Origin of the sequence: Faecalibacterium duncaniae (assembly GCF_010509575.1) — a bacterium.
In the GTDB taxonomy this organism is placed as follows: Bacteria; Bacillota; Clostridia; order Oscillospirales; family Ruminococcaceae; genus Faecalibacterium; species Faecalibacterium duncaniae.
This window is the reverse complement of the sequence record NZ_CP048437.1, coordinates 2,155,743-2,172,492: the sequence shown is the minus strand read 5'-3', so window position 1 is coordinate 2,172,492 and position 16,750 is coordinate 2,155,743. Positions and strand designations below refer to the sequence as shown.

At 48.2% G+C, this 16,750-nt stretch carries 12 protein-coding genes and 1 pseudogene; all 13 read right to left on the bottom strand.

What is annotated here, in order from left to right; all coding sequences use genetic code 11:
• Positions 1-96: 96 nt before the first annotated feature.
• Positions 97-429 (bottom strand): plasmid mobilization protein, encoded by a 333-nt coding sequence (locus tag GXM22_RS10490; protein ID WP_005930840.1) that lies wholly within the window; start codon positions 427-429, stop codon positions 97-99.
• Positions 426-7,694, bottom strand: coding sequence for a DEAD/DEAH box helicase family protein (locus tag GXM22_RS10485; protein ID WP_005930836.1), 7,269 nt, complete (start codon positions 7,692-7,694; stop codon positions 426-428). The genes GXM22_RS10490 and GXM22_RS10485 overlap by 4 nt, the downstream gene beginning before the upstream one ends.
• A 207-nt stretch (positions 7,695-7,901) precedes the next feature.
• A complete protein-coding gene (locus GXM22_RS10470; RefSeq protein WP_005930833.1) occupies positions 7,902-8,519 on the bottom strand; it encodes a Type 1 glutamine amidotransferase-like domain-containing protein in 618 nt (205 codons plus the stop codon).
• Positions 8,520-8,618: 99 nt separating this feature from the next.
• On the bottom strand, positions 8,619-8,822 hold the full coding sequence (locus GXM22_RS10465; protein WP_005930831.1) for a transposon-transfer assisting family protein: 204 nt from the start codon (positions 8,820-8,822) through the stop codon (positions 8,619-8,621).
• Positions 8,812-9,327 carry a YodL domain-containing protein gene (locus GXM22_RS10460; RefSeq protein WP_005930828.1) on the bottom strand — a complete coding sequence of 172 codons (516 nt, stop codon included), beginning with the start codon at positions 9,325-9,327 and terminating at the stop codon, positions 8,812-8,814. Before GXM22_RS10460 ends, GXM22_RS10465 begins: the two co-directional genes overlap by 11 nt.
• An 8-nt stretch (positions 9,328-9,335) precedes the next feature.
• Entirely contained in the window at positions 9,336-10,223 is an 888-nt protein-coding gene (locus tag GXM22_RS10455; RefSeq protein ID WP_005930825.1) for an LPD16 domain-containing protein, read from the bottom strand.
• A pseudogene (locus GXM22_RS10450) lies at positions 10,223-10,885 on the bottom strand (DNA topoisomerase); the annotation flags it as partial. The gene GXM22_RS10455 and the pseudogene GXM22_RS10450, both read right to left, overlap by 1 nt.
• A 47-nt stretch (positions 10,886-10,932) precedes the next feature.
• Entirely contained in the window at positions 10,933-11,397 is a 465-nt protein-coding gene (locus GXM22_RS15295) for a transposon-encoded TnpW family protein (RefSeq protein ID WP_242651550.1), read from the bottom strand.
• Positions 11,379-12,743 (bottom strand): virulence-associated E family protein, encoded by a 1,365-nt coding sequence (locus GXM22_RS10435; RefSeq protein WP_035393823.1) that lies wholly within the window; start codon positions 12,741-12,743, stop codon positions 11,379-11,381. The genes GXM22_RS15295 and GXM22_RS10435 overlap by 19 nt, the downstream gene beginning before the upstream one ends.
• Positions 12,667-13,305 carry a CHC2 zinc finger domain-containing protein gene (locus GXM22_RS10430; protein ID WP_005930813.1) on the bottom strand — a complete coding sequence of 213 codons (639 nt, stop codon included), beginning with the start codon at positions 13,303-13,305 and terminating at the stop codon, positions 12,667-12,669. Before GXM22_RS10430 ends, GXM22_RS10435 begins: the two co-directional genes overlap by 77 nt.
• 207 nt (positions 13,306-13,512) lie before the next feature.
• Positions 13,513-14,022 carry a DUF5104 domain-containing protein gene (locus tag GXM22_RS10425; protein WP_005930810.1) on the bottom strand — a complete coding sequence of 170 codons (510 nt, stop codon included), beginning with the start codon at positions 14,020-14,022 and terminating at the stop codon, positions 13,513-13,515.
• A gap of 166 nt (positions 14,023-14,188) precedes the next feature.
• On the bottom strand, positions 14,189-15,421 hold the full coding sequence (locus tag GXM22_RS10420; protein ID WP_035393635.1) for a plasmid recombination protein: 1,233 nt from the start codon (positions 15,419-15,421) through the stop codon (positions 14,189-14,191).
• Between the two features lie 387 nt (positions 15,422-15,808).
• On the bottom strand, positions 15,809-16,558 hold the full coding sequence (locus GXM22_RS10415) for a hypothetical protein (protein ID WP_005930799.1): 750 nt from the start codon (positions 16,556-16,558) through the stop codon (positions 15,809-15,811).
• Between the last annotated feature and the right edge of the window lie 192 nt (positions 16,559-16,750).

Genomic DNA, 16,750 nt, shown 5'->3' with positions numbered 1-16,750 from the left:
GCCTTTCTTTCACCCCTATTATAAAGGTGGCAACCACTGCATTGCAAGGATGTCGCCCCCTTATGTACCCCCGCAGTCCTCCAACTGCGGGAATTTTTATAGCTCTGCCAGCTTGGAAAGAATTTGCTTGCCAATGTCAATCAGTTCGTCCAGACGCTGCCGCAGATCCTCCATGTCAGCGGCGTAGACCCGACCGTTTTCATTGGCGGCTTTGGCGTACTGATTCAGATTGTTGCTGCAATTCTGGAGCAGATAAGCCATTCGGCGTAGCTGCGGCAGATCGAGATTCAGGCAGTATCCATCCAATGCCATTTTGCGGATATAGGCACTCAGGCTGCGGATGCCCATGCTGAACATCTTTTCATAGATGCGGTTCTTTTCTGTTTTGGTCAGGCGCAGGATGATGATTTCATCCCGCTTCTCTTTCATCGTGCATCACCATCCTTATCATAGTAGCTGCGGAACGGTTTGACAGGCTCCGGCTGATTGGTCTTTTCCCCCAGTGCAGCCAGCACAGACGGACGAATTGCGGGTGTTTCGGTTTCCTCGGTTTCTTCGGGAGCATCCTGCGAGGAACTGCGGTCACGGTCGATATTCAGTAGAGCATTCAGTTCGGCAAGGCGGGCAGACTTTTCGGCCAGTTCCTCCTCCTGTGCAAAGGGCTTTGCCACTTCGACCTCTGCGGCCTGCTTCTGCTGTTCCAGATTTTGCAGAGCATTTTCAGCGTCTGCAATTCGGTCAGCAAAATTGTCGATGGCATTGTCCAGACGAATGATGTTGCCGCGCGCATCATCGCCCAGCGACACCGGGTAGCTCAACTCTGCCCGGAGTACGGCCTGATGCTCATTCTTGAAGCTGTCGAACCGGATGTTCAGTTCAAAGCCACGGTAGGTGCCCAGCAGCATCATATCAGCATTGGGCATCTCCTGCCGAGCCAGCAGCAGCCGTTCGCCCGCAGCCTTTTTGTCATCGTACACCATGCCCTTGATGGTCATGCCGCAGAAGTTTTCTTTGTCCTGTGGATGTGCTGCTGCAATCTGTGAATCCTGTTGTAAAGCAGCAATACGGTTTTTCTGTTTCTGGATCTCTTCCGGGAATGTCTTGAGCAGCTTATCTTCCAGACGGTATTTCTGATTTTGGAAGTCACCGCGCAGAACTTTCAATTTTGCCACCTGCACGTCCAAATCCATCTTTTCCCGGATGCGCGGATCACCGGCACACAAAGCCTTGATTTCGGCGTAAGACAGAGCCTGTTCATCAATATCATCGCAGGAGCGCATGGGCGATTTGCTCGTCATGATCTGCGAGATAAACTTCTGCTTATTCTCAAGGGTCTGATAGAGGTAGGCGTCAAATGTCGATTCAGTGACGTAATTATAGACGTACACTTGTTTGTTTTGATTGCCTTGACGGATGATTCTGCCATTGCGCTGGGTCATATCGGACGGACGCCAGCCTACATCCAGATGATGCACTGCCACAAGAAGCGTCTGGACATTTGTACCGGCTCCCATTTTGGCCGTGCTTCCCAGCAGCACACGCACCTGTCCGCTGCGTACCTTGGAGAAAAGTTCTGCTTTCTTGTTCTCTGTATCTGCGTTGTGGATGAACTCGATCTCCTGTTCGGGCACACCAGCATTGAGAAGCTTGGAGCGAATATCATCATAGACGTTGAACGAACCGTCCCCCTTTGGAGTAGACATATCGCAGAAAATCAGCTGGGTCAGCTTCTGCTCCTTGGTGTCGTTCCAGATGCGCAGGACGTTGTTGACGCAGGCATTCAACTTACTGCTGGGGTCATCGGGCAAAGCCGAGTTCATCAACCGCTGGTCAAGACCAATTTTGCGGCCATCCGACGTAATTTTCAACATATTATCCACAGAAGGGTCAACAGAACCGCTGTGGACTTCGGCTGCACGTTCGCTCAACGCCTGCACCATGTCCTGTTGGATTTCCGAAGGCTTGACCACTACCGTCTCAAATTTTGCATCAGGCACCGGGAGATGAAGCTGGTCGCTGGTCTTGATATCCGCCGCTTCTTTGAACATCGCCATCAGTTCAGGAAGGTTGAAGAACTTAGCGAACCGGGTGCGTGCACGGTATCCGGTACCTTCGGGCGCAAGTTCAATGGCCGTGGTTGTCTCACCGAAGGTGGATGCCCACGCATCAAAATGGGTCAGTCCTTTCTGTTGCAAGGTGTTGTACTGGAGATAGCGCATGAGGGTGTACATCTCGGTCATGCTGTTGCTGATAGGGGTGCCTGTCGCAAAAATAACACCACGGCCTCCGGTGATCTCATCGAGGTAGCGGCATTTTCCAAACATATCGGAGGATTTTTGCGCTTCGGATGTGCTCAAGCCAGCCACATTCCGCATCTTTGTATATAAGAACAAGTTCTTATAATTTTGGCTTTCGTCCACAAATAACCTGTCTACGCCCAATTGCTCAAACGTAACCACATCATCTTTACGGTCTGCGCCTTGCAGCTTCTCCAGTTTCTGTTTCAGAGACTTACGCAGTTTTTCCAGCTGCTTTACCGTGAAATGCTCACCAACCTGTGCTTTCGCTTCTTCGATGGCCTCCTCGATTTCATCCATCTGTTCCTGAATCAAACGCTCCTGTCGTTCTGCGGACAAGGGTATCTTTTCAAACTGGCTGTGTCCGATGATCACTGCGTCGTAGTCGCCGGTCGCAATTCTCGCACAGAATTTTTTGCGATTAGCGGGTTCAAAATCTTTTTTGCTGGTAACCAGCAGCTTTGCATTGGGGTACAGGCGTAAAAACTCGCTGGCCCATTGTTCCGTCAAATGATTTGGCACGACAAAAAGACTTTTCTGACACAAGCCCAGACGTTTCAGTTCCATAGCGGAAGCCGCCATCTCAAAACTCTTGCCGGCACCGACTTCGTGCGCCAAAAGGGTGTTGTACCCATACAGCACATGGGCAACCGCATTGCGCTGATGCTCTCGCAAATTGATCTCTGGATTCATGCCCACAAAATGAATGTGGGAACCATCATACTCACGGGGCCGAGTGCTGTTAAAAAGCTCGTTGTACTTCTTTACCAGTAAGGCGCGTCGCTGCGGGTCTTTCCAGACCCAGCCAGCAAAAGCGTCCTTGATAGCCTGCTGTTTCTGCTGGGCGAGGGTGGTTTCGTTCTGATTCAGCACGCGCTTTTCCTTGCCATCCTCCACGATGGTATCATAAACGCGGCTGTCACGCAAATTTAAGGTGTCCTCCAAAATCTTGTAAGCGTTGGCTCGGCGGGTACCGTAGGTTTCAGTAGCCATAATGTCACCAAAGCCGGTAGCAGATTTATTGCTGATCCTCCATTCGGAAGTATAAGGAGAGTAGCGGACGGTAATGGCATTGTTGTAGCGGATACGATAGGGCGGCTGAAAAGTTTCCATCATGAACTGCTGCACGATAGAGGGATCAAGCCATGTGGCACCCAGCCGCACGTCAATTTCAGATGCCTCCAGATCTTTGGGCTGCGCCTTGGTCAGCGCATCCACATTGACCCTGAACTCCGGGCGGCTTTCTGCAGCAAGTTGTGCCATGCGCAGTTTATCGCGCACATTACCGGAAAGATATTCGTCCGCCGTCTGCCAGCCGGCTTCAGGGTCGTCTGCATCGGCGGCGGGATCTTTGAAGATCACACCAGACAGCTCGGTGGTGATACGCCCATAATCACCGGGTGTACCCAACAGGTCAGCCATATAAGGCAAATCGACCTTGCCGTGTTCCCCGATGGATATCGCCAGTGCTTCGCTGGGGGTATCCACACTGGTGACAACACGTTCCGGGCGAATCGTCCGCTTGGTGAACATATCCGCTTTAGATTTGAGATTTTTATTCTCATCCAGATTTTCCAATGAACAGAGCAGATAGTAGGAGCTGTCATCATCGAACAGGCGGGCATTTTTCTTATCGTTGATCAGACCGTATTTTGCGGTAAAGGCATCATAGGCGGCGTTCAAACGCTCCTGTGTTGCCTTGATATCCTCGTCCGGGTAGTCATTCAACTGCTGCTGAATCAGTTCGTTGACGATCTGCCGCAACTCCACCATACCAGCTACACGGCCTTTGGCATTATCGGACAGTTCGATCTGCGTCATGATGGAGTTCTCGCGGTAGTAAATCTCACCATCCACCACAGCATACGAGAAATTCTTCACAGCGGGGTCTGCGGGCAGCGTTTTGCGCTGCGCTTCCACATCGGCAACATCTGGGGCGGCAATCTCTGCTGCGGTGTACTGACCCTCGATGTGCTGCACCGCCTCGGCAAGCTGATCGGCAAGGCTGGTGCCCTCAAGGGGCGCAACGGTCAGATCATGACCGTACTGGGTGCTTTCCAGAGTAAGCTGTCCCAGAATCATTTCTGGATGATCTACAAAGTACTGGTTGACATTGAAGCCATTTTCGGTCTGCCCCAACTGCACCCATGTGGGTTCGATGTCCGCAGGGCGGTCACGCTTTTGCAGGAAGATGATGTCCGAAACGACCTCGGTGCCTGCATTAGCCTTAAACGCATTATTCGGCAGACGAATTGCACCCAACAAATCAGCACGCTCTGCCATGTGCTTGCGGGCGGTGCTGTCCTTGCTGTCCATGGTGTAACGGCTGGTGACGAATGCCACCACGCCGCCCGGACGCACTTGGTCGATGGCTTTCGCAAAGAAATAATTGTGGATAGAAAATCCCAGCTTGTTGTACGCCTTATCGTTGACCTTGTACTGACCGAAAGGCACGTTGCCCACCGCAAGATCATAAAAATCGCGGCGGTCGGTAGTCTCAAAGCCAGCCACGGTAATATCAGCCTGCGGGTACAGTTTTTTCGCAATGCGCCCGGTGATGCTGTCCAACTCCACGCCGTACAAGCGGCTGTCTGCCATGCTGGTGGGCAACATTCCGAAGAAGTTGCCCACACCCATGGACGGTTCCAAGATGTTGCCAGACTGGAAGCCCATCTTCTCGACCGCATCATAAATAGAACGAATCACTACCGGGGAGGTGTAGTGGGCGTTCAGGGTGCTGGAACGGGCGGCGGCGTATTCATCCTCGGAGAGCAGCCCTTTCAGTTCCATATACTCTTTTGCCCAGTTATCCTTATCCGGGTCAAAGGCATCTGCCAAACCGCCCCAGCCCACATACTGGGAAAGCACCTGCTGCTCCTCGGCGGTGGCACCCCGGTGCTCCTGCTCCAACCGGAACAGGGTACGGATGGCTTCGATGTTCCGGGCGTACTTCTGCTTAGGACCTCCGACACCCAAATCATCATCCGTGATGTGAAAATTTCCTGCGGCTTCCGGCATCGGTTCAGAGTTCAGGGCTTCGTCTGCGGCAGCAGCATCCGGAAAGGTCTGCCACTCGCCATTGACCTCCACAGAGATAGGCAACTTGTCCAGTTCCTCATCAGGTGTAGGTTCATCCCGCCGCAGACCGTCCTCGAATTGCTGCTTGTTGAGTACCTCGTTATCCCACGACTGCCCATGCGCGCTGGTGTCGATGCGAACATCCATTTCGCCTACATAGCCGATTTTGCCTTCGATGGTTCGGGTGGGAAGGTCAACAACAACTTCGTCACCGACCTTGTAATCAACAGCCTTTTCAGGAGAAACGTCAATAATTTCATCCTGCTGCTGCTCATACAGTTCCCGGATATTGGGCAACCGTTCAACCCGGAAGATGGGCTGTCCGCTGTTGGTCAAGTCCATGTCCTGCAAGCTGACGGATTTGAACATGAAGTTGACGTGATCCACACGGAAATCCCGGCCATCTAGCTTGATGATGATGCCGATCGGCAGATAATCTTCCTCTCGCAGATATTTTGTCTGGTGGTGGGTGCCATCTTCGCCTTGTCCAGCCAGATAGATGCTGTTGCCCTCGGCCCACAGCTTCTGCGATTTTGCTACCCACTCTCTGCGCAAAAAGCCGGTCACTTTGACTTTTCCCAGCGCATTTTCCTGTGACAGCAAATTAGAACGAAAAACTTCCTTTACAGTGATTGCATCTTTGTCATAGAACAGAAAATATCCGCCCAGTTCAAAGCCAATCAGGGTATTGGGGTACTGCTCTTTCAGAGCATTGTATTCGGCAGCGGCATCACCATCCAGCATTGGGAGCTGTCGTTCCGCTTCCTGCACGGCGGCACGATGCTCTTTTTCCTTATCGGTCAGGTAGCGGTCAGACTGAATCATCAGGTCGATGTATTTCTCGACCTGTGTCCAGCTTAACGTAACCTTTTGATGATCCGGGTAGTGGTCAAATTCAAGTCCTTTTCCATCATGATTTACAAAACCGCTGCTGCCATCCAGAAAATCCTGCGAATGTCCGCCGATGCCGTACTCTTTCGCCAATGCTTTAGCGCGGAGTTTGCGGTCGGGCTGTGTCTGGTACAGTTCGATGATCCGCTGCTTACCGCCTGCAAACCCTGAACCGTGCTTACGCAATTCGTTTTCGATTTCAGCCTGCGACAAAACAAAAGCGGAGGGCAATTTTTCGCTCTCCGCTTGGTCGATTTTTCCAATTTGTTCAGCTTCGGTAGGGATGTGGGCATCGAAGAAACTTAGCTGTAGATCAGTTCCGTCAGCACCAGTTCCTCGGCTTGCGCTTTCAGGCTGTTCATGTGCTGCACCCACGCCATCTGCCGGCTCTCCTTGTCCGGGGCCGGGTTCTGTTTCAGAAGCTGCTCCATGGTCTGCTGCATCTGGCTCTCTGCCGTCTGCTCCACCTCCATCAGGTGCGGGTACAGGCTCCCGTTCAGGAGCATCGTGTGGTACAGCACCGGGCGATGGTTCATCAGGTACGTCCGGCGCAGCCTGCCGTACTTGCCCAGCGGCTTCCGGGGCTGGTTCAGGGTCAGGTTCGGGAGTTGGTAGTCCCCGACGGTCGAGTAGGTCACGTTCCTGCTGTTCGTATTCATATTGGCTCCTTTCTATATTGCGGCGGCGAATGGTGGTTTTTACGGTGCGCTCAATGTTCCGCAGCACCTCCCGGCTCATGTCGCTGACGGCTGCGCCGAGGGCGTAGACACTGTCCGGGGTGGAAAAATTGTAGATTGCCTGAAAATCGTCCTTGTCGAACCACCCGGCAGGCTCAAACCCGCAGCGTTCCAGCAGCGTGTAGGTGACGCTGATTGCTGCTGCGCTTTTGAACTGCATCTCCACCCCGGCATCATCATAATCCATCAGCAGCGAACCGTCAACGATGGCACGAATGTCGCCGCCGTTGTTGTCCCAGTAATCCACCACCAGTTTCCCGGCAACATCGGCAAGCTGCTGGCTGACACGCTCCCCGCTGATGCCGTAGGTCTTGCTCAACATTTCCGAAACCGGCTGTTTCAGGTCGTCATTGTACTGCCACATCTCCGGGTCACGGGAATTGCGGCGCACCCCGGTGTCGCTCACATCAAAGACATAGTGCAGACGCGGCACACTGCTGGACTGGTCTAACAGTGCGATGCCCTTGGAGCCGCGCCGGACATAGCGGTTCATGCGATTGTTCCAGATGTCGAAGCTGGCGCAGGCAGTGGCATCAGGCCGCTGGGCGTAGATCATGAGCTGGTCTGCAAAGCTGTACTTGTACAGCCGGGATGCAGTGGTCAGGTAGTCCGTCCAGTTTTCCCAATACCGGGTCAAGCCGTTGGCTGTGCGCTGGGCAAGGGCGAGGTATTCTTCGGTTTTGCTTGGCATAGCGTTCCTCCCTTCAATCTCGTTGTAAACAAAAAAGCGAGCGGCCTTTTCAGGTCACTCGCTTATGGAATCTAAGGTATTTTATGAAAGTATTCTATCAAGACCACTTTCTTGCGGGTTATGAAAAATTTTCGGAGCAATAGCTTATGACACTATCCTAGTTGACAACCATCGACAAACTGGAATTTGACTAATCCTACATGTGCATCATATTACACTCATGTAATTATCCTCTACATAAACAGCTTTTCCATCAGCAAGCTTAATCTCATCTTTGCCGTTCGGTAATACTGTTGTTTCAGAACCATTCCAATGGGGGATAATAGGATTGTCAATAATATGTAATCCATCTGTTAAATTTCCCGCCGCATACATACTTCCTGCACTGATTCCGACATATATAAGTCCGTTTTTAATTGCATTATTAAGTATTCTATCAAAACCAGTTCTAGACATTTCACGACAAAGCACAGATACATCACCACCACTGACAAAAACAGCATCAAATTGGTTTAATTCTTCAAAAGTTAATAGCCTTGTAAGCATAAACGGGGTTGTAACATACGAAGAATAGGTTCTTTGATAGTCTTTTGAAAGAATTAATTCCAGATTGTACACTAATATATTTTCGTACTGAATTCCCATTAGAAAGAGTTCATGAAAACATATTGCAAGCGACTCTCTTGCACCATCTGTTTCAATGCCAGCTGTTGGAATATAAAGCACTTTCACATCCTTCGGACACTTTCCAATAATATCAAAGAATTTCTCTTTCATCTTATCGGTCAACCCTGCAGATGTAAGAAATAGATGTTTTCCATTCATATTCTTTTACCTCGTCAAACTCCGATTTGTCGAGTTCAGTATACCACACCGAATCCCATTGTAAAAGAGCCTATGTACGCCGCCCGCGGGCGGCAAAAGTCAGTCCGGGGGAAATTCCAATTCGGCAAACTCTGCATCGGTCAGCAGTTTCAACTTTTCGATAACACCCTCCGACAGTTCCCGCAGGGCGGTTTCATCGGGCATCGGGTAGCACTGCATGAGCCGCAGTTCGTGGATAAGCCCCAGCCGGGTGCCGGTGTTGTAGAGCATCATCAGCATCAGTTCTTCATGGTCAAAGTTCATGGCCATCCCTCGCTTTCCGGCATCCAGTTGGATTGCACTCCGGGGCATCGCACTTTTCCCTGAGATTCATCAGAACCGAAGCACGTTCCAGCTTTTTATCCAGAAACCCCTGTAAATCTTTGAAGCCGATGCTGTCCACATAATGCACAGACACCTCGCCATTGCGTTTAAGCGCGATCACATCGCTGACCGACAGGCTGTGTCCCTCAAAATCCTGCGGACGGGAGAGGTTGAACATCTGAAATAGTTCTTCCAAAATCTCGTTGTTCGGCACATCCTGCCACATGGCGGGCAGATCAGCATAGTAGGTGACCTCGTAATGCTCCGGGTCGGGCGTTTTGCCTCGACGATTCAACTCCCGCATAGAAGCAAATCTTTCATCAAGGATTTTTTCGTCATGCCGCAGCTGCATCACCATATAAACATCGCACCCCGCGTTCAGAAACTTCTGCGGGATGTCCGTCATGGGTTCACCGTCAAAATTCTGGTTCCATTTTTGCTGCATCGTCCACCTCACAGTTCCGGCGCAGAACGTGCAGACGATTTTGGCGCAGACGTATCACTTGCCAGTTCTGCCAGCTTTTCCAGTGTGGAAGGGCGATGGTCTGCACTCAGTTCCTCGGCTTCCGCAACTTTGTCCATAACGGCATCGTAGTCCTGCAGTAGCCGCCGGCCCTTTTCCATGTGGTGTGCTTCCAGAATCTGCTCACGGGCTTCCTGAATGGTCAGTTCCGGGGCATCCAACTGCCCACCGTCCATCACAGAATAATCGCTGTGGTAGAGGGTGTAGTCCCATCCATCCTCACAGGACTGGATGGCAAGATAGCCTTTGCCGCCCAGTTCCCATGCAGCCTGCTCGTCCTGTGTCTGAATTTCCGGGTAGAAGTCGGCATGGTTCCGTTCCATGACTTCGGCAAACTGGCAGATGTGGAACACATTGCCCAAACCGCCCATGTCAAAGTGATAATCATCCAGATGTTCCACCCGTGCCGTAAAACTGTGCCCATCCGGGTAATCCACCTGAATCACGCCGCCATCTGGAATGCGATAGAGGTCATCATAGTGGCTGTTGATGAGACGAATATCCTTCGGCAGCGTTTCCGGCTCCCAGATGCGCCGTCTGCCGATGCCCGCCTGTGGGATATTTTCGAGGATCTTTACGCTTTCCTGTTGGATGACCTTGCGGTCATCGTCCGAAAATTCAAACAGATACCAGTTCCGGGCAGCAGGAATGGCGTTCCGTCCATCGGGCGGCAGGTTCTTTTCCGAGATCTGCCCGCTTTCCAGCGGCTCACCAGTTACCTTGTTGTAGGTGGCAAAGCCAACGCCTGCGCCATTCTCTCGCAGATGCAAGTATTTGTCGTCATTGATGAGATAAACAGCTTCTTTGGTTTGTTCCATCAGCACCCACCTTCAAATTCCAGAGAAAACTTGCTACGGCCATCGGTCTCGGTGCCCAGCAGCACGGTGGCATTGTAGGTTTTGCCCTTAACACTCTTGCAGTCCTTCAGCCGGACCCTGCCGTCCCGCAGCAGCTTGTCTGCCACATGAGCGTCCAGCCGCTTGCCCAGACGCTTGAAGAACGCATTGTCCTTCCACAGCACGAAACGGCACTCCCGGTTCTCGCAGAACCAGCCCTTTTCACGCTCCACGACAGGCTTCCCGCAGTTCGGGCAGACACCAATAATTTTGTTTTTCATAAGCGCATTCGCTCCTTTCGCAGCCTCGGTGGTCGTTACCAGCGAGGAAATCATCTCTTTGATTTCAGTCATAAATTCACCCGGCTCCATTTCGCCATGTTCGATTTGCAGCAGTTTTGTTTCCCAATCGGCGGTCATTTCCGGGGATTGGATTGCTTCGGGCATCACGGTGATGAGGTCCTTTCCCTTGTCGGTGGGCAGCAGCACCTTGGTTTTCTTGGTGCCCTTGCGCTCCAGAAAACCCTTCTGCACCAGTTTTTCGATAGTAGCCGCTCTGGTTGCCGGGGTGCCGATGCCCTGACGTTCCACGCCCTCCGGTATACTGTCGGCACTGGCGGTTTCCATAGCGTGCAGCAGGGTGTCCTCTGAAAGCTTTTGTCAAGGGGGTGCGTGGATATTTTTCATATTATTTACGCAGATTCTCTCTCTGCTTCTGCCTGAATAATGCGTTTCAATCTGTCCTCAGCAGTCAAACCGCTACTATGGTCAAAAAACACTTTGACTTTATAATTTGTTTTGCCTTGCTTAATCACAAAAACTCCATCCGGTTTATTTTTCTCCGAATGGTTATTTGGGGTGGGTAGTGTACTGTTCACAATATTTGTCATACGATATTCCTCCTTAAATGAAAAAAGCCCGACAAGGAAAGGTCTGACAACGAAGTTCCGACAACGGACATCAGAAAACCTTTTTTCTTTATCGGGCAATACTATCTTTTTACTATTTTCTTTTTCTTTATAATATTGGTTGTCATGGTTGTCAGAGAGGGAAAAGTGCCGCAATATCAAGGCTTTCGGGATTTTTGCCCGACAACCAGACCGACAACCGGCTCGACAACCGAAGCGACAACGGGCTTTTATTTTTGCTTCAACCATTCTTCCGGAAGTCCTAACTGTTCCATTTCCTCTGTCGGGATTTCTTGAAAACCATCCATGCTGTTGTCAGGCTCGTTGTCGTTCCTGATACGCTCCCAGCCCTTTTGTCGGCGGTAAGGCTCTGGAAAATACCTCGGATTGCTGAACGCCCTCCAGCCTGTGACAGCGTTATTCATAATGTCATTGATCTCTCGCAGTTCCCATTGTTTCGGTTCGTCATAATCATGCCCCAGTGCTTCTTTGTAAAGCTGTTTGGAGCAGACTATGCTGCCGGAGTAGCGTTCCAGATAATCTAAAATCTGTCCTGCCTTTGTGTCCTCCGGCATAAAGTCCTTTTGGTGGGCTTTCAGATAATCGTTCATAGCCGGACTGAATCTCAGACGGAAATTGCCGCTTCTGTAAATCTCCATAGCTTCTGCCCACATCTGATTGATATACTCTCTGGAAGCCTGTTCATCCGCCAAAATATGAACCTCAGCCCTTTCAGGATAGACCATAACCGGAACGAAGCGGCGGTTGCCTGTTCGGTCAAGGGGAAGAAAGTCAAGGGTATTAGAAGAACCTCCAAACACACATTGTCGTTTTCTGTCTGCCGGATGTGTTTCATAGGGTATCTTATAGGTTTCCTTTTGGCGGCTCAGAAAGGACTTGATTTCTTCAATGCTCTTAGCGTTAGCGGTTGCAATCATTTCCGACATTTCAATAATCCAATGCCCCTGCATTTTGCGGTACACATTTTCATCATCCAGCTTTTTCAAGTCATCAGAGAACCAGTCATCATTGATCGCAAGCAAACGGAAGAAAGAGGACTTTCCGGCTCCCTGACCGCCTACAAGACAGAGCATTACCTCAAATTTACACCCCGGCTTAAAGGCTCGTGAGATAGCACCCAGCAGAAACAACTTCAATGCTTCATAGGTGTAATCATCTGTATCAGAACCGAGAAAGCGGTGCAGACAGAAGCGTATGCGTTCTGTTCCGTCCCATTGCAGGGCATTGAGAAAATCACAGACAGGGTGGTAACGGTTTTCATTGGCAATAACCGCAACTGCGTCTATGATTTTCTTCTCTACGGTCAATCCATAGTTTTCTTCAAAATATAGGAGCAGATATTTCACATCCACATCTGTCAATGTCGGGCTATCACGATACCAGCCGAGGGGCTTCACAATGTCGATTCTTTCGGTCAGAAGATTTTTTCGGATAGCCCCTTTCAAAAGTGGATCATATTGCAGAACACGCTTATAATTTGCGGCAGTATTATAAACCTTACCTTTCTCGCTCTGCTCTAAGCTGTTTCGGATTTCTTCTACTGTGCATGGTTCTGTCTGCTGACAGTTCTGCAATTCGCTGTTCAAGTTTTAACACCTCCTTTCTCTGTTCTGCCACAAGTGCTTTTCGTTCCTCCAATGAACCATACAGAAGAATATCAAGCAGATATTCGATATAGTTCTTCTTATGCAGTGCTTCTGCAAACAGGGGATTCCATTCCTCATCCGGCTGTTTGGGAGCGTATTTCTTTTCCCATTCTCTAAGAAGATGAAAATAATCTGTCAGCACCTTGTAGCAATGATTTTCTTCTTTTTGATATTTCTGCTCCGGTGTCGGCTCACGAATACGAGGGCGGACACTGGGCTTTTGTCGGCTGTCATAGTTAAGACCAAAATCTTTTGCAAGTTTGACAGCAGCTTCCCTCAGCCCGATACCGAATAGCTTCGCTGTCAGATCAACAGCGTCTCCGGTTGCTCCGCAGCCAAAACAGTAATAGCGTTCATCCAGCTTCATACTGGGGGACTTATCCGAGTGAAACGGACAGCACGCCATACCTGTGCGACCCACTTTCAAACCATAGGCTTCTGCGGCTTGTCGGGCTGTAACATTTTCTTTTACAACTTCAAATACATTCATGTGACTCCTTTCCTGAAACGAAAAAAGCACCTGTCATTTTCAAAACGAAAATAGCAAGTGCCTTAAAGTTCCATATTTAATTTTAGGTGCAAAAAAGCAGGAGACCTTTTCAGATTTCCTGCTTAGCAAAGCTGTGAAGATTTAATTGTAGTCAGTTTTTCTTATACCATCCGAAATTTGTACTTTAATGTTCTCTCATAACAAAAATCAATTTTGTCCTCCAACAAAAATACCGTTTGGGGGATTATCCCATATAAAATTATCCTCAGCCACTTCGCTCTCCAATGCAATTTCAATTTTATATATCCCCACATTTTTGGCATTTTCATCATCCTCACTATACATATAAAAATTCATACAATACCTTTCCTTCTCTGTCAATATGAGATACATACCATCCAATTCCGTTTTCCTTTTACCATAGTTGCTTTCACTTGATGATGCACAATCGCCCTCAAAACTTTGGATACTGCCCTCAATATAATCGAAAAAAGTAGAGATTTCAGTGTCTAAATTCTCAATGTTCTTTTTGCTTTCTTCGGAAAATAGAGATTTGAGTTTCTCTGAATCCTGTTGCTTACATGCCTCGATAATTTGTTGACACATCTTATCCGTTTCATTTTGTTCAGAGCTAAACCAGTCATTGAAATATTTGTTAGAGCAGCCTGTTAAACCGAGTATAATAATCACACCGGAAAGCAACAATACTTTTTTCATATAATTACATCCTTTACTGAATAATTGCAAAATCACTTATTGGATTAAGGTCATTACAAAAAATTTCTTACTATCATTATACTTCATCAACCTAAAGAATGGAAGATATTTTCTTGCTCCCAAAGCAAAAGCACCTGTCATTTTCAAAATAAAAACAGCAAGTGCCTTAAAGTTCCATATCCTGTTTTTTGCTTTTCGCCGGAAGTGTCCGGTTGACTTCACGCTCTGCCATTTCTTTCTTTTTGCGGCTCAACTGCTCTATAATGGAACTTTTAGCTTTCTTCTTGATTTGCTCCGTTCCGGCTTTTTTGACCTCCGGTTTCATCAGCGTGGTTTGAATTTTCTGAATGGTTGATTTCATAGCGTTTGTGATTCTTGCAATCACGCCATCCAATCGTTTCGTTGCATACTCGATTTCTTTCTTTGAAGCCTTACGCTCAGGGGAGAGAACCCATGCCTTAGACTGCTCCACCAGCTTAATATCCTCCTTGTGCGTTTCCAGTTTTACAGTATCAGCAACGACCTCAACCGCCTTGTCATAGGCAATATCGGCAACCTCGTCCACCAGAGCTTCCACATCCTCAATCTTCATCGTGAGTTCTTCTAACTTTTGCTCCTGTGCTGCCAGTTGCTCCTTTTGCTTGAAAAGAACATAGTCCTGTTTTTCCAGATAAGCACGACCACCATATTCCGGTTCTTCTTCCAGTTGTAAGCCATGCTTTTTCGCCACATCAAACAGCAGCACTCGGCAGGCTGAATCAAAAGTCATCTTGCGATTGTTTTTTCTTCCGACCGGCTTCGCTGGTGCCGGCAGTTCAAACCCCAGTGCTTCCAAAGCCTTTTCCTGTTGTGGGGCAATCTCCCCATATTGATTTTCACAGTCGAACACATGACGCTCGTGAATATGAGGGGTGCTTTCATCCAAGTGCAGCGCCCAATTCAGGATATGGACATGAGAGCCGAAACGCTCATTTACGATTTCCATAAATTCTGTGACGATCTCAATGAGCAGTTCCGGCGGAACATGATTATCAAGTGTTCCAATCTGATAGACCGTTTCCTCTGGACAGGTCTTTTTGCTTTTGAGTAAATCTCCGGTTTCCTTATTTCTTTCAGGGTGTCGGTTCTTCACATTTCTTTCATTCTGTCCGGTCACAAAATCACGATACCGCTGACGATAAAAAAGCTGTTCCACATCTTCAAAAGTGGCAGACAGCTCATTTTCCTTTTCGGGATTTTTGAAATTGCGGAAGCCATTGTAACAGTCCCAATAGAGATTTTGTTTGGCTCGTTCTTCGTCAATGTGTTCGCTGTTGGCAATGTCAAAACTGCGGTCATTGTGCTTCGGATTATAAACGCCATTCTTTCCGGCTCGTCCATTGTGTCTTGTTAATTTCACATGAGTTCCTCCTTTTCTTTTTGATTTCCCCGACAGGGGAGAAGGGCAGCGAAGCTGATTCCTTGCGGCTTTCTGCGTCAAGTAATACCCAGTACTAAGTGGCGAAACGCCACTTAACTGGGCAAGGCTGCCGCCCTTGACCTGCACAGGGGTATTGCATTCCCTGTACCCATGCACAAAGGGTTGCACCCTCTGTACTCCCGCCCGAACAAACTGACTTCGCCCCGTCTCAAGCTCTGTCAGTTCCTTCGGTTTTGCAAAACAGTCCACCGGACTATTTTGCAAAAAGAAAAACCGACGCATGATCGCTTTACGCTCAATACATCGGTTTCTTCATCTGACCTTAACGGTCATATTCAGTTGTGGCAGATTAGCCAATTTGAAAAATTATTCTGGCACATCTACTGAGTAGCTCAGACAATCGCCTCTTTTATTGCTTTCCAAATCGTTATAATACCACATATACATCGTTCTACCATATTCTTCATATTCTATAATTCCATCTGGCTTTTGACCCTCTACTTCTAATGAGTAAATTTCTTTATCATGTGCATAGCCAAAAACGAATCTGGTATCTGGATAATTTGGATTTAAGTCTTGTTGAATATCACTTATTGTTAAAGATAAATGGATAAATTTTTTGAAGTCTCCCCCATAAGTGGTATCTGGTGTAGTGGCAGATGGTGTGGCATTTACAAACGCATATTGTGTACTTTCATTTTCTATCTGTTTTTTGCAGCGTGCAATCACAAAACCTTGAACGGGATCGTTATCACTTCCTGCTCGATAGAAAATCGTATCATACTGTTTGCCATTCCATATATGCAATATTTCATCAACATGATTAAGAAAATCTTCTGGAGCTGATAAATCTTCATGTTCTGCTTTTAAGGGGGAATTCAAAATAGCTTCTTCGATAGAATTATAATATGTAAGTTTAGAATCGTCTTTTCCATTATCTGTCAACTTAAACTCGATATACTCATTTCCTTTGTTTTCTTCTTCCGGAACATAAGTATAACGACCATTTTCAATATGGTCATCATAATCAACAAACAGTCCAATACATATCAGCGCTGCAAAAATCAAAAAAACTATTCCTATAACGATTAGCAATATTTTCAAAAATTTTTTCATACAAAAGTCCACCTTCTTGCTTCATTTCAGTAAATTATATCATACCGATATGAACAATTCAATTTACACTCTATCAAGTAGTTTTTTTACTTACCTGTAACGCACATTTCTGCAAAATCCATAGTCCCCGATACTTTCCTCACGGGTGATATACAGTCGGAATTCTGTCAGCTCATGAAATAAGAAAAACCG

Excerpts from the sequence above, each read along its gene's own strand:
- GXM22_RS10490 (WP_005930840.1), bottom strand. The coding sequence starts at position 429 with ATGAAAGAGAAGCGGGATGAAATCATCATCCTGCGCCTGACCAAAACA.
- GXM22_RS10485 (WP_005930836.1), bottom strand. The coding sequence starts at position 7,694 with ATGCCAAGCAAAACCGAAGAATACCTCGCCCTTGCCCAGCGCACAGCC.
- GXM22_RS10470 (WP_005930833.1), bottom strand. The coding sequence starts at position 8,519 with ATGAATGGAAAACATCTATTTCTTACATCTGCAGGGTTGACCGATAAG.
- GXM22_RS10465 (WP_005930831.1), bottom strand. The coding sequence starts at position 8,822 with ATGAACTTTGACCATGAAGAACTGATGCTGATGATGCTCTACAACACC.
- GXM22_RS10460 (WP_005930828.1), bottom strand. The coding sequence starts at position 9,327 with ATGCAGCAAAAATGGAACCAGAATTTTGACGGTGAACCCATGACGGAC.
- GXM22_RS10455 (WP_005930825.1), bottom strand. The coding sequence starts at position 10,223 with ATGGAACAAACCAAAGAAGCTGTTTATCTCATCAATGACGACAAATAC.
- GXM22_RS15295 (WP_242651550.1), bottom strand. The coding sequence starts at position 11,397 with ATGGTTGAAGCAAAAATAAAAGCCCGTTGTCGCTTCGGTTGTCGAGCC.
- GXM22_RS10430 (WP_005930813.1), bottom strand. The coding sequence starts at position 13,305 with ATGAATGTATTTGAAGTTGTAAAAGAAAATGTTACAGCCCGACAAGCC.
- GXM22_RS10425 (WP_005930810.1), bottom strand. The coding sequence starts at position 14,022 with ATGAAAAAAGTATTGTTGCTTTCCGGTGTGATTATTATACTCGGTTTA.
- GXM22_RS10415 (WP_005930799.1), bottom strand. The coding sequence starts at position 16,558 with ATGAAAAAATTTTTGAAAATATTGCTAATCGTTATAGGAATAGTTTTT.